This window comes from Microvirga solisilvae (assembly GCF_022808595.1).
Classification (GTDB): domain Bacteria; phylum Pseudomonadota; class Alphaproteobacteria; order Rhizobiales; family Beijerinckiaceae; genus Microvirga; species Microvirga solisilvae.
The window spans coordinates 49,580-73,775 of the sequence record NZ_JAKUCN010000004.1; the positions used below are offsets into that span (position 1 = coordinate 49,580).

Sequence of the window (24,196 nt, forward strand, 5' to 3'; positions counted from 1 at the left end):
TCAAACGGGGGCTAAAGCATGATCTGGAATCCTTTCAGCAAGAAGAAGCAAAGCGACGAAAGTGAAGAGGTTCTTGTCTTCATGCCCGCGCTTGTGGCCATTCTCACGCAAATGGAAGAGCGCAAGGGATCGCCTCTGAATCAGGAAGAGGTGGAGAAGATTCGCGACCACTTCCTGCCCAACGCCATGCGCGTTCCTCTCGCGGCTGCCGAGAAGCTGGCCGAGGATCGCGGCTACGACGATGTCGACCCCGATCATTGCTGGGAAGATTGGCAAGCCCTCAAGGCATCGGCCTAAGCTTCTGCAGGGGTACGTTTCTGATAGGGTGACTTCCGGCAGCGATGATTTTAAGTCGGTCGTCATGCTGCAGACCATCGCCGACACGATCTGGGGCGAGCCATGCCTCGCCTATCACGTTCAGCCGGAGCTCTCGCTCGAGACGCGTGCGTCCCTCGGAGAGCTTCAGCATGCCATCGCCAAAAGCTGGCCCGTACCCCTCTATTTCGCTCCCGCCGAGGCGCTTCACATCACGCTCTATGCGCTGATCAATGTGAAGGATCGCTTCGACAAGGAAGGCTATTGGAGCAGCATTGCCGAACCCTGCCGCGCCTTGCTGGACGACCTCTGCACCGGACATGCGCCTTTGGAATTACGGTTCTCCGGCCTGAAGGTCACGGATACGGCGATCATCGCCACGGCGACGGACGAGACCGGTCTCATCATGAGAATTCGGGAGAGGATCGCGGACCTCATCCCGCCTCCACCGGGACTCAAACCCATGCGCTACAATCTCATCCACTCCACGCTTGCACGCTACCGGACATCGGATGCGGTGCCTGACGATGCGGTTCGTGCTGTGCAATCCATCCCGGTTTCGATCACGGCCCCCATCGAGCGCCTCAAGATCGTTCGTGAAACCGTTTTTCCCTGCCTGGCGATGGACGAGATCTTTTCGTTCCCGCTTCGCTAGGGGCTATTGGGAATCCCGCCCCACAGCCGCTATGGTCTCAGCCTGAGACTCAAGGCGAGAAGGCGGGAGCATGAGGAAGGCAATCTTAGGCATCATCGGCGGATCGGGGGTCTATGACCTTCCGGGGATCGAGGACATGCGCGAGGTGCGCATCGCTTCTCCCTGGGGCGAGCCCTCCGACGTGCTGCGCATGGGCCGTATCGGCGAAACCCAAGTGGCCTTTCTGCCGCGCCATGGCCGCGGCCATCGCCTGTCTCCCTCCGACATCAATTATCGCGCCAATATCGACGTGATGAAGCGTGCGGGCGTGACCGACCTGATTTCGGTTTCCGCCTGCGGCTCCTTCAAGGATGAGTATTATCCCGGCTTCTTCGTGCTGGTGGATCAGTATGTGGACCGCACGCATAAGCGAGAGAACTCGTTCTTTGGTGCGGGTTGCGTGGCGCATGTGCCGATGGCTCATCCGGTCGGTCCTCTGCTGCGGCAGCGCATCGCCGATGCGGCGGTGGCCGAGAAAATCCACTTCACGCTTGGCGGCACGCTCGTGTGCATCGAGGGGCCGCAATTCTCCACTTACGCCGAGTCCATGACCTACAAGAAGCTGGGCTACGACGTGATTGGCATGACGGCGATGCCGGAGGCCAAGCTCGCGCGCGAGGCCGAGATCACCTATGCCACTATCGCCATGGTGACGGATTACGATTGCTGGCATCCCGACCACGACAGTGTGGATGTGGCCTCCGTCGTCGCGGTGGCCCATCAGAACGCCGCGAAGGTGGCGCGGCTCGTCGCCCGCATCGCGCGCGATTTCCCAGCCGAGCACGAGCCTTGCCCCGCAAAGTCCGACCGTGCGCTCGACGGCGCCATCATGACCGCTCCCTCCGCACGCGACCCGGAGCTTTTGAAAAAGCTCGATGCCGTTGCGGGGCGCGTGCTAAACCGCGCTTAAAGATATCATTCAAGGCAGGCTCAACCATGGACCAGCGTCTCATCACCGATCTGAAAGCAGCGATCCGCTCGATCCCGGATTATCCGAAGCCCGGCATCGTGTTTCGCGACATCACCACGCTTCTCGGCGATGCGCGCGCCTTCCGCCGCTCCGTGGACGAGCTTGTCCATCCCTTCGCTGGCGGGCGCGTGGATAAGGTCGCGGGCATCGAGGCGCGCGGTTTCATTCTGGGCGGCGCCATAGCGCATCAGCTCTCCTCCGGCTTCGTGCCGATCCGCAAGAAGGGCAAGCTCCCGCACGAGACCGTGCGCATCGCCTATTCGCTGGAATACGGCGTGGACGAGATGGAGATCCATACGGATGCCATCGGCCAGGGTGAGCGCGTGATCCTGGTGGACGATCTCATCGCCACCGGCGGCACGGCGGTAGCCGCAACACAGCTTCTGCGCCAGATGGGCGCGAACATCGTGGCTGCCTGCTTCATCATCGATCTGCCGGATCTCGGTGGTGCGAAGAAGCTGCGCGATCTCGGCGTTGAGGTGCGCAGCCTCGTGAGCTTCGAGGGGCATTGAGGATACGCCTGTCATGACGGCTGATCGCATCCTGGGTGCATTGGAATTTCTGCGCGAAGCGGAAAGGCTGAAATGCACCCTGCGCAGCGGTTTCACATCCGATGGGCGCCCTGAGAGTACGGCGGAGCATACGTGGCGTCTTTGCCTCATGGCGCTCGTCTTCGCGGATGAGTTCGACGGCATCGATGTGTTGCGCCTCATCAAGCTCTGCATCGTACACGATCTCGGCGAGGCGCTGAGCGGCGACATTCCCGCCATCATGCAGACGGAAGGCAGCAACAAATCCGCTCAGGAAAGAGCTGATCTGGAAGTGCTGACGACATCACTTCATGCTGAAAAGCGCGCAGAGATTTTGTCGTTGTGGGAAGAGTACGAAGCGGCGCAAACGCCGGAAGCCATTCTCGCCAAGGGCCTCGACAAGCTGGAGACCATTCTCCAGCACGTTCAAGGCAAGAACCCCGCCGATTTCGACTACGCTTTCAATCTCGGCTATGGGCGCAAGCACACTTCCGCCCATCCGCTGCTCGCGCAGATCCGCGCCATTCTTGATGAAGAGACGCGCGCGCGGGCTGAACAGAAACGCCTTTAACAAGGACGTCATCCCGGACGGCGCAGCCGATCCGGGATCGCGTGACGATACAAGCGCTGGATCCTGCAAACGATCCCGGATCTTCGCTACGCTTCGTCCGGGATGACGATGCGATTAAGCGCGACGCTCCCAGAACACCATGCCGTCGAAGGAGAAGACCTCCTCGCCGTGCTGGTTCGTGGCAGCGTTGTGGTGGAACACCAAACCCCAACCGGGGCGCGAATTCGATACGCGCTTGCCTGTCACTGTCGAGCGGTAGGTGATGGTGTCGCCCGCATAAACCGGCTTGAGCCATTTCAGGTTGTTGAAGCCGGGCGAGGGGCCAAGCCTGGCGGGCCGCGAGCCGTGAGCGAGCGCATGCTCGCGGATGCGGCTCCGATAGCCCACCATCTGCTTCATCCATATGCTTGCCGTATGCCAGCCGGAGGCGCAGAGCGCGCCGAAGAGGCTGTCTTTCGCGGCTTCCGCATCCACATGGAAACGCTGCGGGTCAAACTGCTTCGCAAAGCCGATGATGTCGTCGGCTTCAAACGTGTAGGTGCCGAGCTCCTCCGTCTCTCCGATCACGAGATCCTCGAAGAACGGGTTGGAGGAAATGTGCGGCAGCTCGCGCTTCGGCGTGCGGTCCGGCATGGCGGAAGCCGCAGCCGCGAGAGCGCTGGGGCCTGCGCCCTTGACGGGCTCCGCATCGCGGCGGCCGAACATGATCCAGTTCTTCTGCGTGAAGACGGTCTCGTCCGTTTGGTTCAGCATCTCGAACTGGAAGCTCACGAGGCCAAGCGAAGGGCGGCTCTTCGACGGGCGGCTGTCCAGGATCGTCATGCGCGAGCGAAGCGTATCGCCGGGGCGCACGGGCTTGATCCACTTTACCTCCTCGATGCCGGGCGAGCCCAGGGACGTGGAATCGAGGATCAGGTGATCTGCGATCAGGCGCATGTTGATCGAGCAGGTGTGCCAGCCCGAGGCGATGAGCGTGCCGATGAAGCTGTCCTTGGCGGCTACCTCGTCCACGTGGAAGGGCTGCGCATCGTATTCGCGCGCGAAGGCGAGCAGCTCGTCCTTGGTGACAGTGTGGGGCCCGAGCATCTGCGTGGTACCGGGCGTGAGGTCTTCGAAAGCGTAACGGGGCATGGCTCGCTCTATGCGGGTTTTATGCGCTTGGATTCAGACCAGCGAGGGACTGAACTGTCCAGCTGCGTTGTGCGCCAGGCGGATCGGTTCGGGCAAGCGATACTTTGGTGAGCAGCGTAGCACGAGTTCCGTCGCGCTGGGGATATCGGCCAGATGCCCCGGCGAGATGAACATCGGGTTCTTGGCCGTGCGGGTGCGCAGCGCAACCCCGATGGTTTCCTTCCGGTCGATCAGGGGTGCTGCCGAGCCCTTCTCCTCGCCTAGATCCTTGTAGCGCCCGCAGAGCAGGGTCTTGCCGCAGCCGATGGTGGGCCGCTGCAGCCACAGGCCCATATGGCTCGCGATGCCGATGCGGCGCGGATGGGCGATGCCCATGCCATCGAACAGGAACACGTCAGGTTCCGACTTCAGCTTCTCGAAGGCTTCCTCCAGCACCGGACCCTCGCGGAAGCTCAGCAGGCCGGGAACATACGGGAATGGGGTAGGGCGCTGCGCCAGCACCGTCTCGACGGGCAGAAAGCCCGGATAGGTCACGACGACGATGGCAGCCTGCGATTGCTCGTTCTTCACGCTGACATCGACGCCTGCCACGAGCTTGACCGCATCGAGATCGATGGGCCTGTCGGACACGACCTCCCGCCGCAGCTCCTGCTGGAGCGCGATGGCCTCGGAGGGGGAGAGATTCCAGGGGTGGCGGTGATGAAGCTGCATGAGGTGAAGAGAGTTTGTCGCCAGGCTAACGCTCAAGGTCGGGGAACGATCCGTGAGTCTTGCGCTTCAAAGGGTCACAAGCTCAGGCTCATGGCCAAGCCTTGGATACATAGGGGAATTCCTTAGGCACTTGATCTGAATGTTCGCTACGCCCAAGCGGATGTATCCCCCTCGTGACTTGAAACGATAGTACCTGAGTCACGAGGATATCATGCACATCATGATGATGACGAAGCGGGCAGGGGCTGCCTTTGCCGCACTTGGAACCGCCATGTGGGCGCTGCCTGTAGAAGCGCATGTGAAGTGGTTTGCCCCTTACATTGTCGACGCGGCGCCGCAGCCGATCAGCGCCACGCTCACCAATACCTGGTTCTGGACCGGCATCGGTCTCGTGCTCGCCTTCTTCTTGGCGACGCTCACGGTCGAGCGCACCTTCATCGGCCGCAGCGTTCTGTCGGGTCTGGATCGTGTCAGCGCGCCGCTCTGGAGCCGCTCGGACGATTTCATGCGTGTGTCCATCGGCGCGTTCTTCGTTGCGATCTTCGCGGTGGGCGGCATTTATCTTACGCCTGATCTGAAGACGAATTCGGAAGTGATTTCCTGGGCGCAGCTTCTGATCGCGGCCTGCGTGTTCTCACGCCGGACCATGCCGATCGCCGCTGCCGGCATCATTGCTCTCTGGGTGGTGGCGCTTCGCGAATACGACTTCTTCCACCTGCTCGACTATCTCGCGCTCGGTGTCGGCGTCGCGGCTTATCTCGTGATGGCATCGACCGATAACCCGAAATGGCATGCGCGCCGCTTCATGGCTCTGCGCTGGGGCATCGCGATTGCGCTCATGTGGTCGAGCCTCGAGAAGTTCGCCTATCCGGATTGGTTCTACCCGCTCGTCGAGGAGAAGCCCTTCCTGACCTTCGGCATGCCGCGCGACGTATTCATCCCCATGGCTGGCGTGTCTGAGTTCACCCTCGGCTTCGGCCTGCTCTGGAGCCCGCTGGTGCGTCGTCTCTCGGCCGTGTCGCTGCTCGTGATCTTCTTCACCGCGGTTTACCCGTTCGGCCGCATCGACCTCGTCGGTCATGCGATGATCATGGCGGCTCTCTTCGTCGTCGCCGCCGATCCGTGCCGTGACGCAAAAGCCATCGCGGTGAAGGTGCCGACGCTGCCCCGCCTCGGGAGTTTGGCTTCGGTTCCTGCCGGCCTTGCGGTTGCCCTCGTGGTGTTCGTCATGGGCTATTGGGGGCTGCACGGAATGTTCTACGGTGCTGAGGGCGGCGCAGCTCAGATCATCGAGCAGACCACCCACGCGCCGAATAAAGAACACCCGCATGGATCTCAGGCTGTTCAGGCCGCGCCTCACAGCCACCACTGAATAACCTCAAACCAGACCGTTATGAGCGGTCTGGTTTGATCTTCAACAAAGACATTTGACCGGGATGGAGGCATCTGCTTTCCATCCCGTTCTGCGAAGAGGAGAGGTTTGTTTGACCCAGCACGTTCCAACAGGCCGTAGCATTCCCCTCATCATGCCAGCCGAGAGCGTGACGGAGGAGATGATCCGTGAGCTTGTCGTCACTTTCTACGACCGTGTGCTGAAGGATTCCGAACTCGGCCCGATCTTTCACCACGCGCTCTCGGGCCGCTGGAGCGAGCATCTGGCGATCATGGTGGATTTCTGGTCCTCGATTGCCCTAAGGACGGCGCGCTACAGCGGCAAGCCGCAGGCGGCGCATTTCGGTCTTGAACTCACGCCTGAGCTGTTCACGCGCTGGCTTGCATTGTTCGAAAAGACGGCACGCGAAATCTTCGAGCCGGATACAGCGGAGTTCTTTATCGTCCGCGCTCAGCGCATTGCGGAGAGCCTGCAGATCGGCCTCGGCATCGGGCCGAAGGCGTTGCGGCTGCCTTAGCGCTCCCACCATTCCAGATCGTCGGCGGTGCCCCTCGGCAGGAGGGATGAAATCGCGATCATGAGAAGGCCGCAGGCTACAAGCACGGCAACGAAAAACTCGGCCGTTCCGAGGCCGGGCGAGACAAGCGTGGCAATGGCGTTTTCAAAAGCATCCTGCATGGGATCAACCCTCCATGCAGGACATCAAAGCAGAACGGGCCTGAACGCCCGAAAAAGCAGGCGTTCAGGTTTCCGACAGATTTATTAACGGTTAGAGGTGGTTCCACAGGCATGGAACCACCTCTCTTCTGTGATAAGTCGCATTTTTGACGGCGAACCGGACCCACTTCGCCGAAAATGCTCTAGGTATTGAAGCGGAAGTGCATCACGTCGCCGTCCTGAACGACGTATTCCTTGCCCTCAAGGCGCAGCTTGCCTGCATCGCGCGCGCCGGCTTCGCCCTTCAGCGAGACGTAATCGGCGTAAGCGATGGTCTCGGCGCGGATGAAGCCCTTCTCGAAATCCGTATGGATCACGCCGGCAGCGCCCGGGGCCTTGGTGCTCTTGGTGATCGTCCAGGCGCGCGCTTCCTTCGGGCCCACGGTGAAGTAGGTGATGAGGCCGAGCAGCTCGTAACCCGCGCGGATCACGCGGTTCAGGCCAGGCTCTTCGAGGCCGACGGCCTCGAGATATTCCTTCTGCTCCTCGGGCGGCAGAACGGCGATCTCGCTCTCGATCTTGGCCGAGACCACAACCGCCTTCGCGCCTTCTTCCTTCGCGCGCTCGAACACCTTCGCGGAGAAACCGTTGCCCTTGTCGGCGGAGGATTCCTCCACGTTGCACACGTAGAGAACAGGCTTGGAGGAGAGGAGGCCCAGCATCTGGAACAGGCGCTCTTCCTCAGGCTTGCGCTCCACGATGCGGGCGGGCTTGCCGTCGCGCAGCAGAGGCAGGCAGCGATTGACGAGGTCGAGCGTTTCCTTCGCTTCCTTGTCGTTGCCCTTGGCCTTCTTTTCGAGCGCAGTGACGCGCTTCTCAAGGCTGTCGAGATCGGCCAGCATCAGCTCGGTTTCGATGGTCTCGATATCGGCGATGGGATCGATCTTGCCTTCGACGTGGGTGATGTCCGTGTCCTCGAAGCAGCGCACCACGTGAGCGATCGCATCGACTTCACGGATATTGGCGAGGAACTGGTTGCCGAGGCCTTCGCCGCGGGATGCGCCGCGCACGAGGCCGGCGATATCCACGAAGGTGAGGCGCGTCGGAATGATCTGCGCCGAGCCCGCGATGCCCGCAAGCTGATCGAGCCGGTCGTCCGGCACCGCCACGTCGCCGACATTCGGCTCGATGGTGCAGAACGGATAGTTCGCAGCCTGCGCCGCAGCGGTCTGCGTCAGCGCGTTGAAGAGGGTGGACTTGCCCACATTCGGCAGGCCGACGATGCCCATCTTGAAGCCCATGGCCTCACTCCTTGGTTTGGTTGGCCTTTTCTCCGGGCCGTTTCACGTCCGTCCAGCCTCTCGCCTCCATGGCGAGGTGGACCTTGTTCTGAAAGCTTCCGTCCTCACCCTTGGCGAGGAGGGCTGAATTGTCCGCGATGATGCGGCACAGGTCTTCGACCCATGCCTCTTCGCTCTTTCCGAAATCGCCGAGCACATGGTGCTGCACGAGCGGCTTGTGGCCGGGATGGCCGATGCCGAGCCGCACGCGGCGATAATCGTTGCCGCAATGGGCCGAGATCGAGCGCAGGCCGTTATGGCCCGCATTGCCACCGCCGATCTTCACGCGCAATTTCGCGGGCGGAAGATCGAGCTCGTCGTAGAAAACCGTCACGTCGTTCAGCGGGATCTTGAAGAAGTTCTGCGCTTCTCCCACCGATTGGCCGGACAGGTTCATGAAGGTCTGCGGCTTCAACAGCAGCACCTTCTCGCCGCCGATCACCGCATCCGCCGTCTCGCCCTGAAAGCGCTTGCGCCAAGGACCCGCGTTATGAACGCGCGCAATCTCGTCCACAGCCATGAAACCGATATTGTGGCGGTTTTTGGCGTAGCGATTTCCCGGATTACCAAGGCCGACGAAGAGACGCATGTAAGAGAGGCTTCATAGTTATCGGATGCTCGTTTCTGCTCAGACTGATCCTTAGGGTGCTGAAGCGTCTCTCGAGCAAGCTGCATGGCGATGAGATAAGTAAGATTATTCTTCTTTCCCCTCAATCCTCTTTTCCATTCCAGAGGATGGATAACCTCGACCTCGACCAATTGCGGGTTAAAGTTGACACCTCTCGGCAGCTCGAACGAAGCAACGCTCGATCCATCGACGAGGAACGAGTAGAAATCTTCGCCCTGGTCAGGTGTCCAATTGAGCAGGATTGCCGATTGAACCTCTCCGAAGTGTTTGAGCAGAACCGAGCGGGGCGCCCTGGCGTGAGGATCTGACAGCAGCCAAGCCTGCGACGACCGCAACGACCTTTCGATTTCGCGCTCTAACTTGCTTCCGATCAGCTTCATGGTGAGAACTCAGGTTCCCCATTTTCATAATGAAACGCTCCGGCCTTGCGGTCGGAGCGTTGAAGCCGATCGATGGGCTTTAAACGCCCGATCAAAGCCGATTAGGCAGCGGCGCCTTCAGCAGCGGGAGCCGCCTCTTCTTCCTTCAGGCCGGTCGGGGCCACGACGGTGACGAGGGTGGCGTTCTCCGTGGAGGTGGCCTTCGCGCCCTTCGGCAGCTTGATGTCGTTCAGGTGGACCGAGGAGCCGATGTCGAGACCCTCGACCGAAGCCTCGATGAAGTCCGGGATCGCGTCGGGCGAAACCGCGAGTTCAACCGAGTGCTCGACGATCTGGATCGTGCCGCCGCGCTTCACGCCGGGGCTCTTCTCCTGGCCGACAACGTGCACCGGAACCACGACCTTGATGGTCTGGCCCTTGGCGACGCGCAGGAAGTCGACGTGCACGGGGAAATCCTTCACCGGGTCGAGCTGGTAGTCGCGCGGAATGGCGCGGACCGTCTTGCCGTCGACGTCGATGTCGAAGATCGTGGTCAGGAAGTGGCCAGCGAAGATCAGCTGCTTCGTCTGGTTGAAATCGAGAGAGATCGCCTGGGCGGGCTGACCGGCGCCGTAGATGACGGCAGGAACTTGGCCTTGGCGACGAACGGCCCGGGCGGCCCCCTTGCCGCTCCGGTCGCGCGCCACGGCCTTGATTTGCTTAATTTCGCTCATGGTCGTGGTCCTTAAAAGGGTGGTTAGAAAACCGATGGCCGCCCAGGCTTCCATCAAGGAAATCTACCGGCGGCCATGAGGTCCGCGCCCGTGCCTCCAAGGGTGTCGAGCGGGCGCGAGGCGGCTTATAGGGGAAAGCAGGCGGAAATGCAACGGAAGCCCTGGCAGAAAGGGGTGTTATCTCATAACGTCGATGCCATGAGGAACCTGCTGAAAGCCATCGGGCATTTTCTATCCCGCCAGAGCCCGCCTGAGAAGCCAGCGGATGGGGGCTATCGTGCCTATACGAAACGCTTCGACAGGATTGTGACATCGGAAGCCCTCATTCGGGAGCATGATCCTGCCCTTGTCGACGGAAAGCCTCTTCGAGAATTTTATAAGGAATTTCGCGCGTTTACTCAGTCTTGGAGGATGCAGGCCGACATCGCTGCTCTCGAAGCAGGCGCGCGGGTGAAGACCAAAATCGGAGAAGGCAGGCTTAAGGATACGGTTGTCAGCCTCCTCATCGACCACTCTGGATCCATGCGTGGCCAGAAGACGCTCTTGACCATGGAGGCGGTCTCCATCGCAACGGAATTGCTCGTGAACCTCGGGGTCAAGGTTGAGGTCCTCGGATTTACGACCTCATCCTGGCAAGGCGGCACATCGCGCTGGCTTTGGCTCAACCGCGGCAAGCCTCCTTGTCCTGGCCGTCTGTGCGATCTCCTACATATCATCTATCGGGAAGCCAGCGAGACCTTCCCAGGAAGCGCACAGAACCTGAGTGCCATGCTTCTGCCCGACCTTCTCAAGGAGAATGTTGACGGCGAAGCCATCGAGTGGGCCGTGGAACGCCTGCGCATGAGGCCTGAGACACGAAAGAAACTGATCGTTCTCTCGGATGGTGCGCCGGTTGACGACTCGACTCTTCATGCGAATGGAGACGGTTACCTCATGCGCCATCTGGTTCAGGTGCTCGCCGAGGTAAAGGCTGCTGGCGATATTGCGGTTGCGGGACTCGGGATCTGTTATGCCTCCGAGGGGCTTTACCGGCTCTCGGCGGAGATCACGACACCGGGCGATCTGAGAGGCCCTCTCATCGATCTCCTGGAAAAAGTGCTGGTCGACGCGGATTCCGACCAGCCGCAAGGGGTCTATCACTGACCCGGCTTACGGCGCCGAATTCCATAGCAGTACATCCGACTGTAGCAGCTTGCTTTTTGCTCAGTCGAACAGGCTCGACACCGAGCTTTCCGTCGCCGTGCGGCCGATGGCTTCGCCCATCAGCGGGGCGATCGAGATGACGCGGATGTTGTGCGCCACCTTCACGGCTTCCGTCGGCAAGATGGAATCGGTGATCACCAGTTCCTTCAGGCGCGAGCCTGCGATGCGAGCCACCGCGCCGCCCGAGAGCACGCCATGGGTGATGTAGGCATAGACCTCTTTCGCGCCTTGGGCGAGGAGGGCGTCGGCGGCGTTCACCAGGGTGCCGCCGGAATCCACGATGTCGTCCACCAGGATGCAGGAGCGGCCGGACACGTCGCCGATGATGTTCATGACCTCGGACTCACCCGGGCGCTCGCGGCGCTTGTCCACGATGGCGAGCTGGGCGTCGATGCGCTTGGCGAGCGCGCGGGCGCGCACCACGCCGCCCACGTCCGGCGAGACCACCACCCGGTTGCCGCCGTCGAGGTGTTCCTTGATGTCACGGGCGAGGGCCGGTGCGGAGAACAGGTTGTCGGTCGGAATGTCGAAGAAGCCCTGGATCTGACCGGCGTGGAGATCAAGCGTCAGCACACGGTCGACACCCGCATGGGTGATCAGGTTGGCGACGAGCTTGGCCGAGATCGGGGTGCGGCCCGACATGCGTCGGTCCTGCCGGGCATAGCCGAAATAGGGGATCACCGCCGTAATGCGCTTGGCCGAAGAGCGGCGGAGCGCATCGGTGATGATCAGGAGTTCCATCAGATGGTCGTTCGTGGGGAACGAAGTCGACTGGATGATGAAAACATCCTCGCCGCGCACATTCTCCTGGATCTCGACGAACACTTCCATGTCCGCGAAGCGCTTCACTTGGGCCTTGGCCAGCGGCACATTGAGATAGGCGGAGATGGCCTCGGCCAGGGGACGGTTGGAATTTCCCGCAACGAGCTTCATGCAAGCGACTTCTGCTTTGAGTGACCCGAGCCCGCTGCGCGACGATCATCCTCCGCGCGGCCAGGCGCATGGCTCTTAGCAGCGATGAGAAACCCTCACAACATGCAAATATGGTACCGTCAGCCTTCAGCGAAATGTGGATAGCATGTCGAGTCGGGAACTGGCGGAAGATCGCTCATCTTGAGTGAAATGTTATTATATAATAATACAACCTATGATCGACACAAATTAGCGGCCAGGAGCTGAGATAATGATCATCTGGAGTGGTTGGGGATTTTTGATCGTGTTTATCGCTGCCCTCAGCGGGGTGGCCGCAAGTGCGATTCCTGGGCCTATGGCCTTGAAGATGGGAGCGCTGGCCGTGTTCGCGGCTGTGGGCACCTGGGCCTTATCTTATATGCTGAACAAGCGTGAGGTGCGAGTTCTCGTAGATCCCTCCACTGGCGAGAAGGTCGTGCTAGGGCATAACGACAGCTTGTTCTTCATCCCAGTGCGTTTCTGGCCTTACCTCATCCTGATCCTCGGGTTGGCTCTAGTTCTGATCAACAGCTTCAACCAATAAAATCTCAAGGCGTACCCGTCGTGTCGTCGTTGCTTGCAACGATGAACTCGGCGATTTCGGCAATGCTGGCCTGAGCCAGCTCGGCGAGCGTGTCCTTGTCGAGTGTTGAAATTGAGGTTGCAGGTGCTTTGGCCGGGTTGGATCCGGCCAGGCGCTTGGCACGGCGCTTTTGGGAATCGAACACATCCCAGACATAAGAAATTTTGGTTTCTCCATCCTCTGTGGTGGCGGAGAGATAGCCGCGGATGCGATAACGGGCCTGAGCGCTTGAGCCGACCAGATCGACTTTACGGTCGGAGGCTGCGGTCGCGAGTTCGCCGAGCAGGGCCGTTTGAACCGGGGCAGGGGCGCCGTCGATGCTTTCCAGCGCCACCGGCACGCCCTCGGGCGAGCCGCTCATGAGGGAGCCCTGGCAGGCGCTCAAGGCAGCCGTCATCACGATTGCAGCAATCCGTCCCCAGCGTTTCCCGGCCATGAAGGCTCCCGTTCTTTTTCTCGGTAATGAAACATTAACCGTGACGGGCGCGCTCGTCCAGTTCAGCCACGCTTGCGCAGTTGAAGGATGAGGAAGTCGAGACCGAGGGCGATCAGGCCGGCGGCCAATCCCCAGAAGGCGGAGCCGATTCCGTATAGCGTAATTCCGGAGGCGGTGACGGCCAGCGTCAGCACGGCGGGAAAGCGCTTCGCCTCCTCGGAGAGGGCCGAGCCCAGGGCACCAGCAAAGGCTCCCATGAGGGCGAGGCCCGCCACCGTCTTGATCAGTTCCGGCGGCAGGGCCGCGATCAGGCCGATCAGCGCGGCGCTGAAGGCGGCGAAGACGAGATAGCTCAGGGTGTAGAACGGTCCGACCATCCAGCGCTTGCCCGGATCGGGATGGGTATCTGGCCCGGTGCAGATGGCGGCGGAAATGGCGGCGAGGTTGCTGGTATGGGCTCCGAACAGGGCCGTCACCATGGAGGCGAGGCCCGTCACTGCCAGAATCGGCCGGGTCGGCGGGTTGTAGCCGGAGGCGCGCAGTACCGCGAAGCCCGGCAGGTTCTGCGAGGCCATGGTCACCAGGAAAAGGGGAAGACCCAATCCGATCAGAGCCGCAGGCTCGAAAGAGGGGGCGATGAAGGTGAGCGTCGAGAGGCTGAAATCGGAGGTGAGGGGGCGGGCGAGGCCGCCGCCGAAGGCGATGCCGAGGCCCACGAACAGGACCGCGAGAACGGCGAGCGCCGGATTGAACAGGCGCACGACCAGGAACAGGCCGACCAGGGGCAGCACGAGGCCGGGCGCTCCCTGCGCGCTCTCGAACACCGCCATGACGAAGCGGATCAGAACGCCCGCGAGCATGGCGGCTGCAATCGAGGTGGGGATCTTCTCGATCAGCCGGCCGAACGGCTTGATGAAGGCGGCCAGCATGATGAGCAGGCCTGCCATCAGGAAACACCCAACGGCGGCATGGATGGAGATGCCGCTGGAGGCGGCGATCAGGGCCGCGCCCGGCGTCGACCAGGCCGTGACCACGGGCATCCTGTAGCGCATGCTCAAGAAGCCGCTGGTGGCGGCCATGGCGAGGCAGAGCGCCGCCACCCAGGAGGTGGTCTGCGCCGCGTCGGCCCCAACGGCCTGGGCCGCCGCGATGATGATGGCGATCGTGCTGCCGAAGCCCACAAGGGCCGCAACGACGGCTGATGTGACGATCGACAGGCGCATCACGGCTCTCCCGGTTTGGACGGCTTAGCCGTTTAACGCGAACCCACACCCCGCGCTACTGGCCGAAAAGCTGGCAGGTCCATTTCGGAGCAGCCTGCGACATATCGGCAGGAGCACCGCAGATCTGACCTTAGGGAATAGACATATTATTTTGTAATGTTATGTCGAAACATTGCAGTTTTAGAGCCTTTCATTGGGACATAAGCCCATGCCGTTTTTGAACAAATCGATTGGTGGCGCTCAAAAGATCAATGCGGTTACAGTTGGTGCGCACGATACACCCCGCATGACCGCCCTGGCGGATGGTGGATGGCTGGTGACCTGGGTCGCTGATCGCTATGACGGTTTGGGCTCCGAGATCTACCAGCAGCGCTACGACAGCAGCGGCCGGGCGCTTTATGAAGGCGACAAGTTCGTCAACACCACGACGGCCGGGCAGCAATACGATCCGCATACGACCTCACTGCCCGATGGCGGGTGGATCGTCACATGGAGCTCCTTCGGGCAGGACGGATCGGGCTGGGGCATCTATCAGCAGCGTTTCGATGCGCAGGGCATCGCCCAAGGCGGAGAGGTTCGCGTCAACCAGACCAGCGTCAAGAATCAGGATCAGGCCGATGTCGTCGCCTTGGCTGACGGCGGATGGCTGGTGACATGGCAGTCGATGGTGTCAGTCGGCGTCGATCGCTGGGCCGCCGACATCTACCAGCAGCGTTACAGCAAGACCGGTCAGCCGCTCTACGCGACGGAGCAGCGCGTCAACACCACAACAGCCGACCAGCAGGACGAGCCGTCGATAACCGCCTTGGCCGATGGTGGCTGGGTCGTGACATGGCGCTCCTACAGTCCGGACAGTTCAGCATACGATCTCTATCAGCAACGCTATGATGCGCTTGGCAATGCTCGAGGCGGGGAAACCAGGATCAACCTGACGATCGAAGGCGCTCAGGTGGGGCAGGAAGTTGTGGCGCTCGCGGATGGTGGATGGGTCGTCACATGGGGATCCTACGGGCAGAGCGATGGCATCTATCAGCAGCGCTACGATCAGACGGGGCGCGCGCTTTATGCCGTCGACAAGCGGGTCGACACTCTTCCCGATGGCGCGCTTCTCGATGCCCAAGTGACGGCTCTCGCCGATGGCGGCTGGATGGTAACGTGGCGAAATGCGGAGCGAGGGCAGGAAGGTCTCTATCAGCAGCGTTACGACAAGAATGGAAACGCGCTGCTTGCTGTCGAGCAACGCATCGTGGCAAGCGCCGATACGATCACTGAATCTACTGTATCAGTGTTGAAAGACGGCAGCTTCATCGTTGCCTGGAATGAATCCTTCGCAGACTTCGATACAGGTGTCTCGCGCGACAATCTTTATCAGCAGCGTTTCATTCTCGAAGGCACTGTGAAGAACCTCATGCTGAGCGGCAGCGCGATCAAAGAACTCGCGGCAATTGGAACGTCCGTGGGCACATTGAGCGTGGATGGCAAGGAGCCCGGAGAGTCCTTTACCTATCGACTCGTCGATACTGCGGGCGGGCGGTTCAAACTCGTGACGGAAAATGGAACGACTAAGATCGCCGTCGCCAATGGTCTGCTGCTCGACTACGAGCAGGCTCGCTCTCACACCATAAGGGTGCAGGTGGAGAAGGAAGGCTTCTCCGTCATCAAGAGCTTCACTCTCAATGTCGGCAATGTGGCGAGTGAATCCGTTCGAGGATCCTCCCGTAACGAAAAGTTCGTGGGAGGCGTCGGCAGCGATATCTTCCAGGCCGGCGGCGGCAACGACATTCTGATTGGCGGCGGCGGCAACGACAAGCTCATGGGAGGCACCGGCAACGATGTGCTGACCGGGAGCGCGGGGCGGGATGTGTTCGTGTTCAACACGAAGCCGAACCGGAAAAGCGACCTGGACCGGATCACCGACTTCAACGTGAGGGACGACACGATCCAGCTCGAGAACGCCGTCTTTCGAAAGCTGGGCTCCAAGACCGGCACGCTGAAGAAGGCATTCTTCACCTTCGGCACCGCGGCCAAGGATTCCGACGATCATATCCTCTACGACACCAAAACCGGATACCTGCGTTACGATGCGGACGGCACCGGCAAGGGGGCTTCCGAGATCATTGCCAAGCTCCAACCCAAGCTCGCGGGCATGAGCTATCTGGATTTCCAGGTTATCTAGGGGCGCGGGGCGAACTCCCAGGAGCTGCCACGGGCGTTCGCAATTGCCAGGCGCCTTATTGTTCCCACCCAAAACGCGTTAGCAGCCATCAAGGGGGGCTGCATCCCTCCAAAGAGCTCGGGGCCGCAGCGATGGCGAATGGCTCATGTCGGTCTGTAAAGAGCCTTGGCCACCTGAAGGACGGGGATATCCCCAGCCCAACCTTTGCATTTAACGCAAAGCTCTCAGGCTCAGGAAAATAAATCCAAAGGGGAATAATTTGCATGGATGCATAATTGATAGGGGGCGTCCTCTTGAGACTAACCTAGGCTGTAGACTTTAGATCAATTATGAAACGTTATAAATATGCATAGACCAGGGAGGTTCATATGGCTCTGACGCAAATCGGTTCGCAATGGTCCAACGCGACGATGCCCCAACACATGACCATCTTGAGCGATGGTACGTTTCTCGCGCTGTCGACGAGGAATGGCAGTAAGGAGCTCTGGGGGCAGATTTACACTCCTGAGGGCATCGTTCTCGGCTCGGCTTTCGTGATCAAGCCTGCCACCAGCGGGCACGTTGCTTCCTACTCGGCGGTCGCTCTGGCCAATGGCAAATTTGCGGTATCCTGGCAGCGCTACCCGGAGGGAGGCGTTGAAGGCAGGTCCACCCTCGAGGGCAAGATCATGAATGCCGGTGGCGCCGGCGGCGGGATCATCACCACGATCGATACGAACGGCTCCTCCGGTGAACTGGCGGCGCTGGCCCATGGCGGCTATGTCATTGCCTACAGAAACAATAAGATTGTGGAGATCAACAGCGCGGGTGTCGTCACCAAGCAGTTCGATATGGGCGGCAACCCTTCCAGTTATCGGGTCGAAGGTTTGAGCGACGGCGGCTATGTGTCGGTGGCCAGGCTTTGGGCTGCTGACGGTGTCAGCACCGTTATCAAAGCCGATCTTCACACGGCAGCTGGCGACACGGTCGCGCTTGACGTCAGCGGACGGACGAACTTTGCCGAGGCGGAAATCCTCACTCTCGCAAACGGCAACTTTGCCGTTGTTTGGCGTGAGGATGTCTGGTCCGCCGAGACGGGTGAGGCCGATGTCCTAAAGGCCCGTTTCTTCACCTCGGCAGGCGTTGCTGTAGGAGGAGATGTTGTTCTGAACAACAGCCTGGGAGGCAAGGACGAGATCAAGGTCAAGGCCTTGCCGCAAGGCGGCTTCGTTCTCTCATATGTCGGCTATGGTGCCGATGCCGACGTTTATGTCGGCACTTATGCGAATGACGGGGCGGTCGTGAATGCTCCCGTTGTGGTCGGCCAGAGCACGGCGGGCCAACAACATGAAGCCGAAATCAATGTTCTAAAAGACGGCCGTTTCGTTCTCGGATGGTCGGATACTCCGACCGGCAAGAACTTTTATCAGACATTCGATCCGCGTGAAGGCGCGGTCACGGTGTCAGGCGATGGCGGCAACGATCGTTTCCTTGGAACCAGCAATGCCGATACCCTGAAGGGCTACGGCGGCAACGACGTGCTCAACGGCGGCCTGGGTGCCGACCGGATGGAAGGCGGTACAGGCAACGACATCTATTATGTCGACAATGCCGGAGACCGTGTGGTCGAGACCAGCACCGGCGGCACGGCCGATGTCGTTTATACCTCGATCACCCATACCTTGGCCTCGTATGTCGAGAATCTTGTCGCGACCGGCTCCGGCACGATCCGGCTTTACGGAAATTCGCTGAACAATGTGATCACCGGCAACAAGGGCGCCAATGTCATCAATGGCGGCTCCGGCAACGACAAGATCAATGGCGGTCTCGGCAAGGACGTTCTGTACGGCAGTTCCGGCAAGGACATCTTCGTGTTCAACACGAAGCCGTCCTCATCCAACTTTGACAAGATCGCCGATTACAGAGTCGCGGATGACACGATCTATCTGGAGAATGCCGTCTTCACGAAGCTGAAGGCCGGCAAGCTCGCGGCCTCCGCCTTCTGGAAGGGTGCCAAGGCGCACGATACCAGCGACCGCGTCATCTACGACGACAAGAAGGGCTATCTCTACTACGATGCCGACGGCACCGGTTCGTCCAAGCAGGTCCTTATCGCCACCATGGCCAAGGGTCTGAAGATGGGCTACGGCGAGTTCATCATCACCTAAGCATCTCCCAGGGCAGGGGAGCATGGGCGAAGGCTCGTGCTCCCCTGTCTCTCGGAAAGGGAAGCCCCTTTCCTGACGACTCTGGAGTGCTTAAATCTCCCTCATGAGTCGCAATACCTATAACGACGTTCCCCCCGATATCCTGGACAACGAGGAGGATGACGACAGCGTAGCCGTGGAGAGCGGCTCGGATGTCGAATTCGACCTTGAGGCCAATCCCAACTCGGTCCAGCGGGGAACCGAGGTCATCAAGCGTTTTTGGACTACGCTGCCCAACGCGCCGGGCGTCTACCGCATGATGGATGCGAAGGGCGACGTTCTCTATGTGGGCAAGGCGAAGAGCCTGAAGAATCGCGTGGGCTCCTATGCCCGCGGCCAGGCGCATTCGAACCGCATCGCCCGCATGATCGGCGAAACCACCTCGATGGAATTCGTCACCACGGCGACGGAAACCGAGGCGCTGCTGCTCGAGGCCAATCTCATCAAGCAGCTCAAGCCCCGCTACAACGTGCTTTTGCGGGACGACAAGTCTCTGCCCTATATCCTGCTCACCGCCGACCACGAAGCGCCTCAGCTCGTGAAGCATCGCGGCGCGCGAAAGCGCAAGGGCGATTACTACGGCCCCTTCGCGAGCGTCTGGGCGGTCAACCGCACGATCAACGCGCTGCAGCGCGCATTCCTGCTGCGCTCGTGCAACGACAGCTATTTCGAGAACCGCACCCGGCCCTGCCTGCTGTTCCAAATCAAGCGCTGCTCGGGGCCTTGCACCAACGAGATCTCGTCGGAGGAATACGCCGGTCTCGTCTCGGAAGCGCGTGGCTTCCTGTCGGGTAAATCGAATGCCGTGAAGCAGCGCATCACGGAAGAGATGCAGCAGGCCTCGGAGGAGCTCGAATTCGAGCGCGCTGCGCGCTGTCGCGACAGGCTCGCGGCCTTGTCCGCCATTCAGGGCGTGCAGGGCATCAACACGCAGTCGGTGGAAGAGGCCGATGTGTTTGCCCTCGACGAGCAGGCGGGGCAGTTCTGCGTGGAGGTGTTCTTCTTCCGCAACTGGCAGAACTGGGGCAACCGCGCCTATTTCCCGAAGGCCGACAAGTCCATGACTCCTGACGAGGTTCTGGGCTCCTTCCTCGCGCAGTTTTACGACGACAAGCCCGCGCCGCGCCTCGTCCTTCTCTCGCATGAGATCGAGGATGCGGAGCTGATGGCGGCAGCGCTTTCGACGAAGACAGAGACTCGCGTGGAAATTCACGCCCCGCAGCGCGGCGAGCGCCGTCAGCTCATCGAGTATGTCCTGCGCAATGCGAAGGAGGCGCTCGGACGCCGTCTGGCGGATACGGCCTCGCAGCAAAAGCTGCTCATCTCGCTCGGCCAAGCCTTCGGCATGGAGAAGGCGCCCAAGCGCGTGGAAGTCTACGACAACTCGCACATCATGGGCACCAACGCCGTGGGCGCGATGGTGGTGGCGGGCGCGAACGGCTTCATGAAGCAGCATTACCGCACCTTCAACATGAAGTCGGAAGACCTGAAGCCCGGCGACGATTACGGCATGATGCGCGAGATGCTGCAGCGGCGCTTCGCACGCCTCGTGAAGGAGGAGCCGCGAGGGCCCGATCAGCAGGAGAATGCGGATCGGCAACATCCTGACGACGCTTTTCCCGCATGGCCCGATCTCGTTCTCATCGACGGTGGCAAGGGGCAGTTGGAGGCGGCGCGTCAGGCTTTGGCGGATGTGGGTGTTTCCGAGAGCGACGTAACGCTCGTGGGCATCGCCAAGGGGCGCGACCGCGATGCGGGGCGCGAGACCTTCTTCAAGGTAGGCCAGCCGCCCTTCAAGCTGCCGCCGAGGGATCCGGCGCTCTATTTCGTGCAGAGGCTTCGCGACGAGGCGCACCGCTTCGCCATCGGCACGCACCGCGCCAAGCGCAAGCGCGAGATGGTCAAGAACCCGCTCGACGAGATCGCCGGCATCGGTCCCACCCGCAAGCGGGCGCTGTTGCACCATTTCGGGACGGTCAAGGCGATCCAACGCGCGGCCCTGGAAGACCTGATGAAGGCTCCCGGCGTGAACGCCGCCACGGCACGGGCTGTATACGACTTCTTCCATGAGCGGGGATAAAGCGAACAGGGTCACGGCAATGTGGGGTGGGCCACGGTTGACGGACCGCGTCGAGACATGCTTCCTGCCTGTCTCATGAGCACTACACGTTCCATGCGCCGGTCGAAGGCCTTCAATCTCGCCAATATGCTGACCTATGGCCGGCTTGTTGCGGTGCCGGCCGTAGTCGGCCTGCTGTTCTGGCCGGAGGATCACTGGTCACGCTGGTTCGCTCTGCTGCTCTTCGCCCTCGCAGCGATCACCGATTATTTCGACGGCTACATAGCCCGCACGTTCTCGCAGCAATCGGCGCTTGGTCGTATGCTCGATCCTATCGCCGACAAACTGTTGGTCGCGGCCTGCCTGCTCATGCTGGTCTCGGACAAGACGATCTACAGCTGGCACATCTGGGCTGCCCTCGTCATTCTCTGCCGCGAGATCCTGGTGTCGGGCCTGCGCGAGTTCCTGGCCGAGCTGAAGGTCGGCGTGCCGGTGAGCCGCGTCGCCAAGTGGAAGACCACGTTCCAGCTTCTCTCCCTCGGCTTCCTCATCGCCGGCCCGGCAGGCGATACGGTGCTGCCCGGAAACACGATGATCGGGCTGAGCCTTCTGTGGGTTTCCGCGATCCTGACGCTGTATACCGGTTGGGATTATCTCAGAACCGGCATTCAGCACCTGATAGACGAGGAATGACGGCGATGAAGCTCGTCTATTTTGCCTGGGTGCGAGAGCGGGTCGGCAAGACGGACGAGACCATCGATCTGCCCGAAGGCATCGCCACGATCGCCGATCTCGTGCGCTGGCTGAAGACGCGCGGCGAGGAATACGAATACGCCTTTGAGAACGAGAGCATCGTCCGGGCCGCCATCGATCATGTGCATGCGAAACCTGAAGCCGCGATTGCGGGCGCGCGGGAAATCGCGTTCTTCCCGCCCATGACCGGCGGGTAGGGGCCATGGCCACCATCCGCATTCAGGCCGAGGCGTTCGATGCCGCAGCCGAAACGGCGGCTCTTGCGGAGGGGAGGGGCGATATCGGGGCAACGGTCGCCTTCACCGGCTTCTGCCGCGACGAAGGCGGCAGGCTCTCCGCCCTGGAGCTTGAGCATTATCCCGGCATGGCCGAGGCCGAGATCGCTCGTATCGCCGATGAGGCCGAGGCGCGCTGGCCTCTCATGGGGCTGACTGTCATTCATCGCTTCGGCCTGATCCGGCCGGGAGAGCCCATCGTGCTCGTGCTCGCGGCCAGTGCCCACCGCAGCGCCGCCTTCGAGGCGGCCGAGTTCATGATGGATTACTTGAAGACACGCGCTCCGTTCTGGAAGCGCGAGCATCTGACGGACGGCACGACCGGCGCCTGGGTCGAGGCCAAGGATGCGGACGATGCCGCCATGGAGCGGTGGAGCTGATCCTCGCCGGAGCGCGCGCCTTGACCCGTCTTCCCGACAGGAGGACCATAGGATCGAGAGTGCAAGCGGAGGCGCCTATGCCCAACGTCTTGGTTTTTCTCGCTCTGATGTCCGGCTCGCCCGCCGATGCCGAATATGTGCAGGCGCCCGGGCACAATCCTCTCGACTGCTATTGCCGCGCTCAAGGCCGGTTTTATGCGGAGGGGGAGACGGTGTGCCTGAAAACCGCAGAGGGGCCGCGCGTCGCCCAATGCGACATGGCGCTCAACGTGATGTCCTGGATCATCACGTCCAAGCCCTGTCCCGAGGCATGAAAAAACCGCCCGATGGGGGCGGTGTTTCAGAAAACGAATCCGGTTGCTTCAGCCGCGAAGGCGGCACTCGTCTTAGAAAATTCCGACGACGATGGCGCAAATGAAGGAGAACGAAAGGCAGGCAGCGGCAATGTTGAGCTTCGCGACCCAATCGGCATGAGATGTCAGGTGCATGGTGAAAACCCCCTGTCTGAACGAAGGGGAACCTACCAAAACGAAGAGGTTCTGAAAAGAGCCGGCAAGGTCTGTTAAATACTATTATTCAACCAAAAAGATGGTTAACAAATGGTTAACTCCTTGCCCTGATTAAGAAGAAACCTCCCTTTGGGAAGTAGAAAATATTTCAAAACCGCGCCCTCGGCACGGCGGCGGTCCCCGTCTTTCCCCCGCTACGCTTAACATCGGAGCCTGATTCTCGTTTCGGGCCCCCGTGTTGACGGGATGTTTACCCGGGCCCGTTAGGGTCCGTCCCATGCGTCGTGGGTTAGTTGCGTTTGTTGCCCTATCGCTTGTTGGGCTCGGTTTGACCGGTTGCGGGTTGTTTCGGTTTGAACAGCGCGAGCCTTGGCGCGCGCAGGCCGAAGAGGCCTGCCTGGCCGAGAAGCTCGTCCAGCCTTCGGCCTATGTGGCCATGTCGTCGAAGATCGACGGGCCCGGCGTCTGCGGCATGGAATATCCCTTCAAGGTGGCGGCCTTCAACAATGGCGAGGTCGGCCTGAAGTCCAAGGTGACCCTGGCCTGTCCGATCATTCCCCGCATCGACACCTGGCTCAACGAGATCGTGAAGCCGGCCGCCATGATGTATTTCGGCGTGCCGCTGGTGGACGTCAAAGCCGGCTCCTATTCCTGCCGCCCGCGCAACAACCAGCGCGGCGCCAAGCTCTCCGAGCATTCCTTCGGCAACGCCATGGACGTGATGGCCTTCGTTCTGGCCGACGGCCGCGAGGTCTCGATCGTGAAGGGCTGGCGGAGCAACGATCCCGCCGAGCAGGACTTCCTGCGCGAGGCCTTTGTCGGCGCCTGCCGGTATTTCACGACGGTTCTCGGTCCGGGCTCCGATGCCTTCCACTACGACCACCTGCATATCGACCTGGCCCGGCATGACCCGCGCGGCGAGCGCCGCATCTGCAAGCCGATCCTCAAATTCGCGCCGCGAATCGATCCCGAGCAAAGCCGCCAGATCCTCCAGAGCGTGAGCAACCAGAACGATCTGCCGCCCGTGGAGATGGAGCAGGACGTGCCGGAGGACGCCGCCTCCATGGCCTATGAGCCGGCCTCTCCCAGAGGTGCTCCCATGGCCCCGCCTGTGGTTTCGGCTCCCGTGCCGCCGCCCGCACCGCAATATCGGGCCAATACAGGCTATTCCGGCAACCAGCCCCAGGACCTCTATGCGCCTCCGCCCCCTCCGGGATATGGCAGCCCGTATCCACAACAGGGCTATCAGCCTCAGCAGACCTATGCCCCGCCGCGTTCGCCGGGGGCGCCCATGCAGTCTTCAGCGGGTCAGCCCCTGGTGCTGAACAGACACGCTGCCTATTAAACGTTGAGCGGAGCCTTGACCTTGTCAGCGCTCGCCCACATGGTCGATGGGACACAATCTGTCGAGTCTGCAGACGACCCCTTG

The 24,196-nt window shown here is 61.0% G+C and carries 26 protein-coding genes; 17 read left to right on the plus strand and 9 right to left on the minus strand.

Going from position 1 to position 24,196, the window contains the following annotated elements; genetic code table 11:
* The first annotated feature begins 18 nt into the window (after positions 1-18).
* From MJ639_RS09925 to MJ639_RS09945, 5 genes are all read left to right on the plus strand, one after another.
* The gene (locus MJ639_RS09925; protein WP_243371097.1) at positions 19-297 is read left to right on the plus strand and encodes a hypothetical protein; all 279 of its coding nucleotides are present in this window, start codon (positions 19-21) and stop codon (positions 295-297) included.
* 64 nt (positions 298-361) lie between these two features.
* Positions 362-970 (plus strand): 2'-5' RNA ligase family protein, encoded by a 609-nt coding sequence (locus MJ639_RS09930; RefSeq protein ID WP_243371099.1) that lies wholly within the window; start codon positions 362-364, stop codon positions 968-970.
* 70 nt (positions 971-1,040) lie between these two features.
* Positions 1,041-1,919, plus strand: coding sequence for an S-methyl-5'-thioadenosine phosphorylase (locus tag MJ639_RS09935; RefSeq protein ID WP_243371101.1), 879 nt, complete (start codon positions 1,041-1,043; stop codon positions 1,917-1,919).
* 26 nt (positions 1,920-1,945) lie between these two features.
* Positions 1,946-2,491: an adenine phosphoribosyltransferase gene (locus MJ639_RS09940; RefSeq protein ID WP_243371103.1), complete on the plus strand. Its 546-nt coding sequence runs from the start codon at positions 1,946-1,948 to the stop codon at positions 2,489-2,491.
* Between the two features lie 13 nt (positions 2,492-2,504).
* Positions 2,505-3,080: an HD domain-containing protein gene (locus MJ639_RS09945; protein ID WP_243371105.1), complete on the plus strand. Its 576-nt coding sequence runs from the start codon at positions 2,505-2,507 to the stop codon at positions 3,078-3,080.
* A gap of 114 nt (positions 3,081-3,194) precedes the next feature.
* On the opposite strand, the gene MJ639_RS09950 is transcribed toward MJ639_RS09945, so the two are convergent.
* On the minus strand, positions 3,195-4,211 hold the full coding sequence (locus tag MJ639_RS09950) for a MaoC family dehydratase (protein WP_243371107.1): 1,017 nt from the start codon (positions 4,209-4,211) through the stop codon (positions 3,195-3,197).
* 33 nt (positions 4,212-4,244) lie between these two features.
* Complete coding sequence (gene nfi, locus MJ639_RS09955; protein ID WP_243371109.1) at positions 4,245-4,922, minus strand: deoxyribonuclease V; 678 nt, start codon at positions 4,920-4,922, stop codon at positions 4,245-4,247.
* A 211-nt stretch (positions 4,923-5,133) separates the two neighbouring features.
* Here nfi and MJ639_RS09960 point away from each other — a divergent pair, with 211 nt between their 5' ends.
* Positions 5,134-6,294 (plus strand): hypothetical protein, encoded by a 1,161-nt coding sequence (locus MJ639_RS09960; RefSeq protein ID WP_243371110.1) that lies wholly within the window; start codon positions 5,134-5,136, stop codon positions 6,292-6,294.
* Positions 6,295-6,406: 112 nt separating this feature from the next.
* The gene (locus MJ639_RS09965) at positions 6,407-6,832 is read left to right on the plus strand and encodes a group III truncated hemoglobin (RefSeq protein WP_243371121.1); all 426 of its coding nucleotides are present in this window, start codon (positions 6,407-6,409) and stop codon (positions 6,830-6,832) included.
* On the opposite strand, the gene MJ639_RS09970 is transcribed toward MJ639_RS09965, so the two are convergent.
* The 4 genes from MJ639_RS09970 to MJ639_RS09985 all read right to left on the minus strand — a co-directional run bounded on the left by MJ639_RS09970 (position 6,829) and on the right by MJ639_RS09985 (position 10,033).
* Complete coding sequence (locus tag MJ639_RS09970; protein WP_243371123.1) at positions 6,829-6,993, minus strand: hypothetical protein; 165 nt, start codon at positions 6,991-6,993, stop codon at positions 6,829-6,831. The two genes, MJ639_RS09965 and MJ639_RS09970, sit on opposite strands and share 4 nt — an antisense overlap.
* Positions 6,994-7,175: 182 nt before the next feature.
* Positions 7,176-8,273, minus strand: a complete 1,098-nt coding sequence (ychF, locus tag MJ639_RS09975; protein ID WP_239349255.1) for a redox-regulated ATPase YchF — start codon at positions 8,271-8,273, stop codon at positions 7,176-7,178.
* A gap of 4 nt (positions 8,274-8,277) precedes the next feature.
* Complete coding sequence (pth, locus tag MJ639_RS09980) at positions 8,278-8,901, minus strand: aminoacyl-tRNA hydrolase (protein ID WP_243371128.1); 624 nt, start codon at positions 8,899-8,901, stop codon at positions 8,278-8,280.
* 520 nt (positions 8,902-9,421) lie between these two features.
* Complete coding sequence (locus MJ639_RS09985) at positions 9,422-10,033, minus strand: 50S ribosomal protein L25/general stress protein Ctc (protein WP_243371131.1); 612 nt, start codon at positions 10,031-10,033, stop codon at positions 9,422-9,424.
* Between the two features lie 411 nt (positions 10,034-10,444).
* Here MJ639_RS09985 and MJ639_RS09990 point away from each other — a divergent pair, with 411 nt between their 5' ends.
* Positions 10,445-11,176, plus strand: coding sequence for a cobaltochelatase CobT-related protein (locus MJ639_RS09990; protein WP_243371133.1), 732 nt, complete (start codon positions 10,445-10,447; stop codon positions 11,174-11,176).
* A 60-nt stretch (positions 11,177-11,236) separates the two neighbouring features.
* On the opposite strand, the gene MJ639_RS09995 is transcribed toward MJ639_RS09990, so the two are convergent.
* Positions 11,237-12,169, minus strand: coding sequence for a ribose-phosphate pyrophosphokinase (locus MJ639_RS09995; RefSeq protein WP_243371135.1), 933 nt, complete (start codon positions 12,167-12,169; stop codon positions 11,237-11,239).
* A gap of 250 nt (positions 12,170-12,419) precedes the next feature.
* Between MJ639_RS09995 and MJ639_RS10000 the strand changes: the two genes are divergently transcribed.
* Positions 12,420-12,731, plus strand: coding sequence for a hypothetical protein (locus MJ639_RS10000; RefSeq protein WP_243371137.1), 312 nt, complete (start codon positions 12,420-12,422; stop codon positions 12,729-12,731).
* A gap of 4 nt (positions 12,732-12,735) precedes the next feature.
* Here MJ639_RS10000 and MJ639_RS10005 read toward each other — a convergent pair whose 3' ends face one another.
* The gene (locus tag MJ639_RS10005; RefSeq protein ID WP_243371139.1) at positions 12,736-13,206 is read right to left on the minus strand and encodes a hypothetical protein; all 471 of its coding nucleotides are present in this window, start codon (positions 13,204-13,206) and stop codon (positions 12,736-12,738) included.
* A gap of 62 nt (positions 13,207-13,268) precedes the next feature.
* A complete protein-coding gene (locus tag MJ639_RS10010) occupies positions 13,269-14,429 on the minus strand; it encodes a benzoate/H(+) symporter BenE family transporter (RefSeq protein WP_243371141.1) in 1,161 nt (386 codons plus the stop codon).
* A 208-nt stretch (positions 14,430-14,637) separates the two neighbouring features.
* Here MJ639_RS10010 and MJ639_RS17835 point away from each other — a divergent pair, with 208 nt between their 5' ends.
* The 8 genes from MJ639_RS17835 (at position 14,638) to MJ639_RS10050 (ending at position 24,112) form a co-directional block, all read left to right on the plus strand.
* Positions 14,638-16,605 carry a hypothetical protein gene (locus MJ639_RS17835; protein ID WP_279306589.1) on the plus strand — a complete coding sequence of 656 codons (1,968 nt, stop codon included), beginning with the start codon at positions 14,638-14,640 and terminating at the stop codon, positions 16,603-16,605.
* Between the two features lie 368 nt (positions 16,606-16,973).
* Positions 16,974-18,752, plus strand: a complete 1,779-nt coding sequence (locus MJ639_RS10020) for a calcium-binding protein (protein ID WP_243371148.1) — start codon at positions 16,974-16,976, stop codon at positions 18,750-18,752.
* A 103-nt stretch (positions 18,753-18,855) separates the two neighbouring features.
* A complete protein-coding gene (uvrC, locus tag MJ639_RS10025) occupies positions 18,856-20,871 on the plus strand; it encodes an excinuclease ABC subunit UvrC (protein WP_243371151.1) in 2,016 nt (671 codons plus the stop codon).
* 93 nt (positions 20,872-20,964) lie between these two features.
* Positions 20,965-21,543 carry a CDP-diacylglycerol--glycerol-3-phosphate 3-phosphatidyltransferase gene (pgsA, locus tag MJ639_RS10030; RefSeq protein ID WP_243371153.1) on the plus strand — a complete coding sequence of 193 codons (579 nt, stop codon included), beginning with the start codon at positions 20,965-20,967 and terminating at the stop codon, positions 21,541-21,543.
* A gap of 5 nt (positions 21,544-21,548) precedes the next feature.
* Entirely contained in the window at positions 21,549-21,800 is a 252-nt protein-coding gene (gene moaD, locus MJ639_RS10035) for a molybdopterin converting factor subunit 1 (protein WP_243371160.1), read from the plus strand.
* A 5-nt stretch (positions 21,801-21,805) separates the two neighbouring features.
* Positions 21,806-22,258: a molybdenum cofactor biosynthesis protein MoaE gene (locus tag MJ639_RS10040; protein ID WP_243371162.1), complete on the plus strand. Its 453-nt coding sequence runs from the start codon at positions 21,806-21,808 to the stop codon at positions 22,256-22,258.
* Between the two features lie 77 nt (positions 22,259-22,335).
* Entirely contained in the window at positions 22,336-22,572 is a 237-nt protein-coding gene (locus MJ639_RS10045; RefSeq protein WP_243371164.1) for a hypothetical protein, read from the plus strand.
* Positions 22,573-23,110: 538 nt separating this feature from the next.
* Complete coding sequence (locus tag MJ639_RS10050) at positions 23,111-24,112, plus strand: extensin-like domain-containing protein (RefSeq protein ID WP_243371166.1); 1,002 nt, start codon at positions 23,111-23,113, stop codon at positions 24,110-24,112.
* Positions 24,113-24,196 lie beyond the last annotated feature (84 nt).

Coding starts and splice junctions, on each gene's coding strand:
- MJ639_RS09925 (WP_243371097.1), top strand. CDS start 19: ATGATCTGGAATCCTTTCAGCAAGAAGAAGCAAAGCGACGAAAGTGAA.
- MJ639_RS09930 (WP_243371099.1), top strand. CDS start 362: ATGCTGCAGACCATCGCCGACACGATCTGGGGCGAGCCATGCCTCGCC.
- MJ639_RS09935 (WP_243371101.1), top strand. CDS start 1,041: ATGAGGAAGGCAATCTTAGGCATCATCGGCGGATCGGGGGTCTATGAC.
- MJ639_RS09940 (WP_243371103.1), top strand. CDS start 1,946: ATGGACCAGCGTCTCATCACCGATCTGAAAGCAGCGATCCGCTCGATC.
- MJ639_RS09945 (WP_243371105.1), top strand. CDS start 2,505: ATGACGGCTGATCGCATCCTGGGTGCATTGGAATTTCTGCGCGAAGCG.
- MJ639_RS09950 (WP_243371107.1), bottom strand. CDS start 4,211: ATGCCCCGTTACGCTTTCGAAGACCTCACGCCCGGTACCACGCAGATG.
- nfi (WP_243371109.1), bottom strand. CDS start 4,922: ATGCAGCTTCATCACCGCCACCCCTGGAATCTCTCCCCCTCCGAGGCC.
- MJ639_RS09960 (WP_243371110.1), top strand. CDS start 5,134: ATGCACATCATGATGATGACGAAGCGGGCAGGGGCTGCCTTTGCCGCA.
- MJ639_RS09970 (WP_243371123.1), bottom strand. CDS start 6,993: ATGCAGGATGCTTTTGAAAACGCCATTGCCACGCTTGTCTCGCCCGGC.
- ychF (WP_239349255.1), bottom strand. CDS start 8,273: ATGGGCTTCAAGATGGGCATCGTCGGCCTGCCGAATGTGGGCAAGTCC.
- pth (WP_243371128.1), bottom strand. CDS start 8,901: ATGCGTCTCTTCGTCGGCCTTGGTAATCCGGGAAATCGCTACGCCAAA.
- MJ639_RS09985 (WP_243371131.1), bottom strand. CDS start 10,033: ATGAGCGAAATTAAGCAAATCAAGGCCGTGGCGCGCGACCGGAGCGGC.
- MJ639_RS09990 (WP_243371133.1), top strand. CDS start 10,445: ATGCAGGCCGACATCGCTGCTCTCGAAGCAGGCGCGCGGGTGAAGACC.
- MJ639_RS09995 (WP_243371135.1), bottom strand. CDS start 12,169: ATGAAGCTCGTTGCGGGAAATTCCAACCGTCCCCTGGCCGAGGCCATC.
- MJ639_RS10000 (WP_243371137.1), top strand. CDS start 12,420: ATGATCATCTGGAGTGGTTGGGGATTTTTGATCGTGTTTATCGCTGCC.
- MJ639_RS10005 (WP_243371139.1), bottom strand. CDS start 13,206: ATGGCCGGGAAACGCTGGGGACGGATTGCTGCAATCGTGATGACGGCT.
- MJ639_RS10010 (WP_243371141.1), bottom strand. CDS start 14,429: ATGCGCCTGTCGATCGTCACATCAGCCGTCGTTGCGGCCCTTGTGGGC.
- MJ639_RS17835 (WP_279306589.1), top strand. CDS start 14,638: ATGCCGTTTTTGAACAAATCGATTGGTGGCGCTCAAAAGATCAATGCG.
- MJ639_RS10020 (WP_243371148.1), top strand. CDS start 16,974: ATGGCTCTGACGCAAATCGGTTCGCAATGGTCCAACGCGACGATGCCC.
- uvrC (WP_243371151.1), top strand. CDS start 18,856: ATGAGTCGCAATACCTATAACGACGTTCCCCCCGATATCCTGGACAAC.
- pgsA (WP_243371153.1), top strand. CDS start 20,965: ATGCGCCGGTCGAAGGCCTTCAATCTCGCCAATATGCTGACCTATGGC.
- moaD (WP_243371160.1), top strand. CDS start 21,549: ATGAAGCTCGTCTATTTTGCCTGGGTGCGAGAGCGGGTCGGCAAGACG.
- MJ639_RS10040 (WP_243371162.1), top strand. CDS start 21,806: ATGGCCACCATCCGCATTCAGGCCGAGGCGTTCGATGCCGCAGCCGAA.
- MJ639_RS10045 (WP_243371164.1), top strand. CDS start 22,336: ATGCCCAACGTCTTGGTTTTTCTCGCTCTGATGTCCGGCTCGCCCGCC.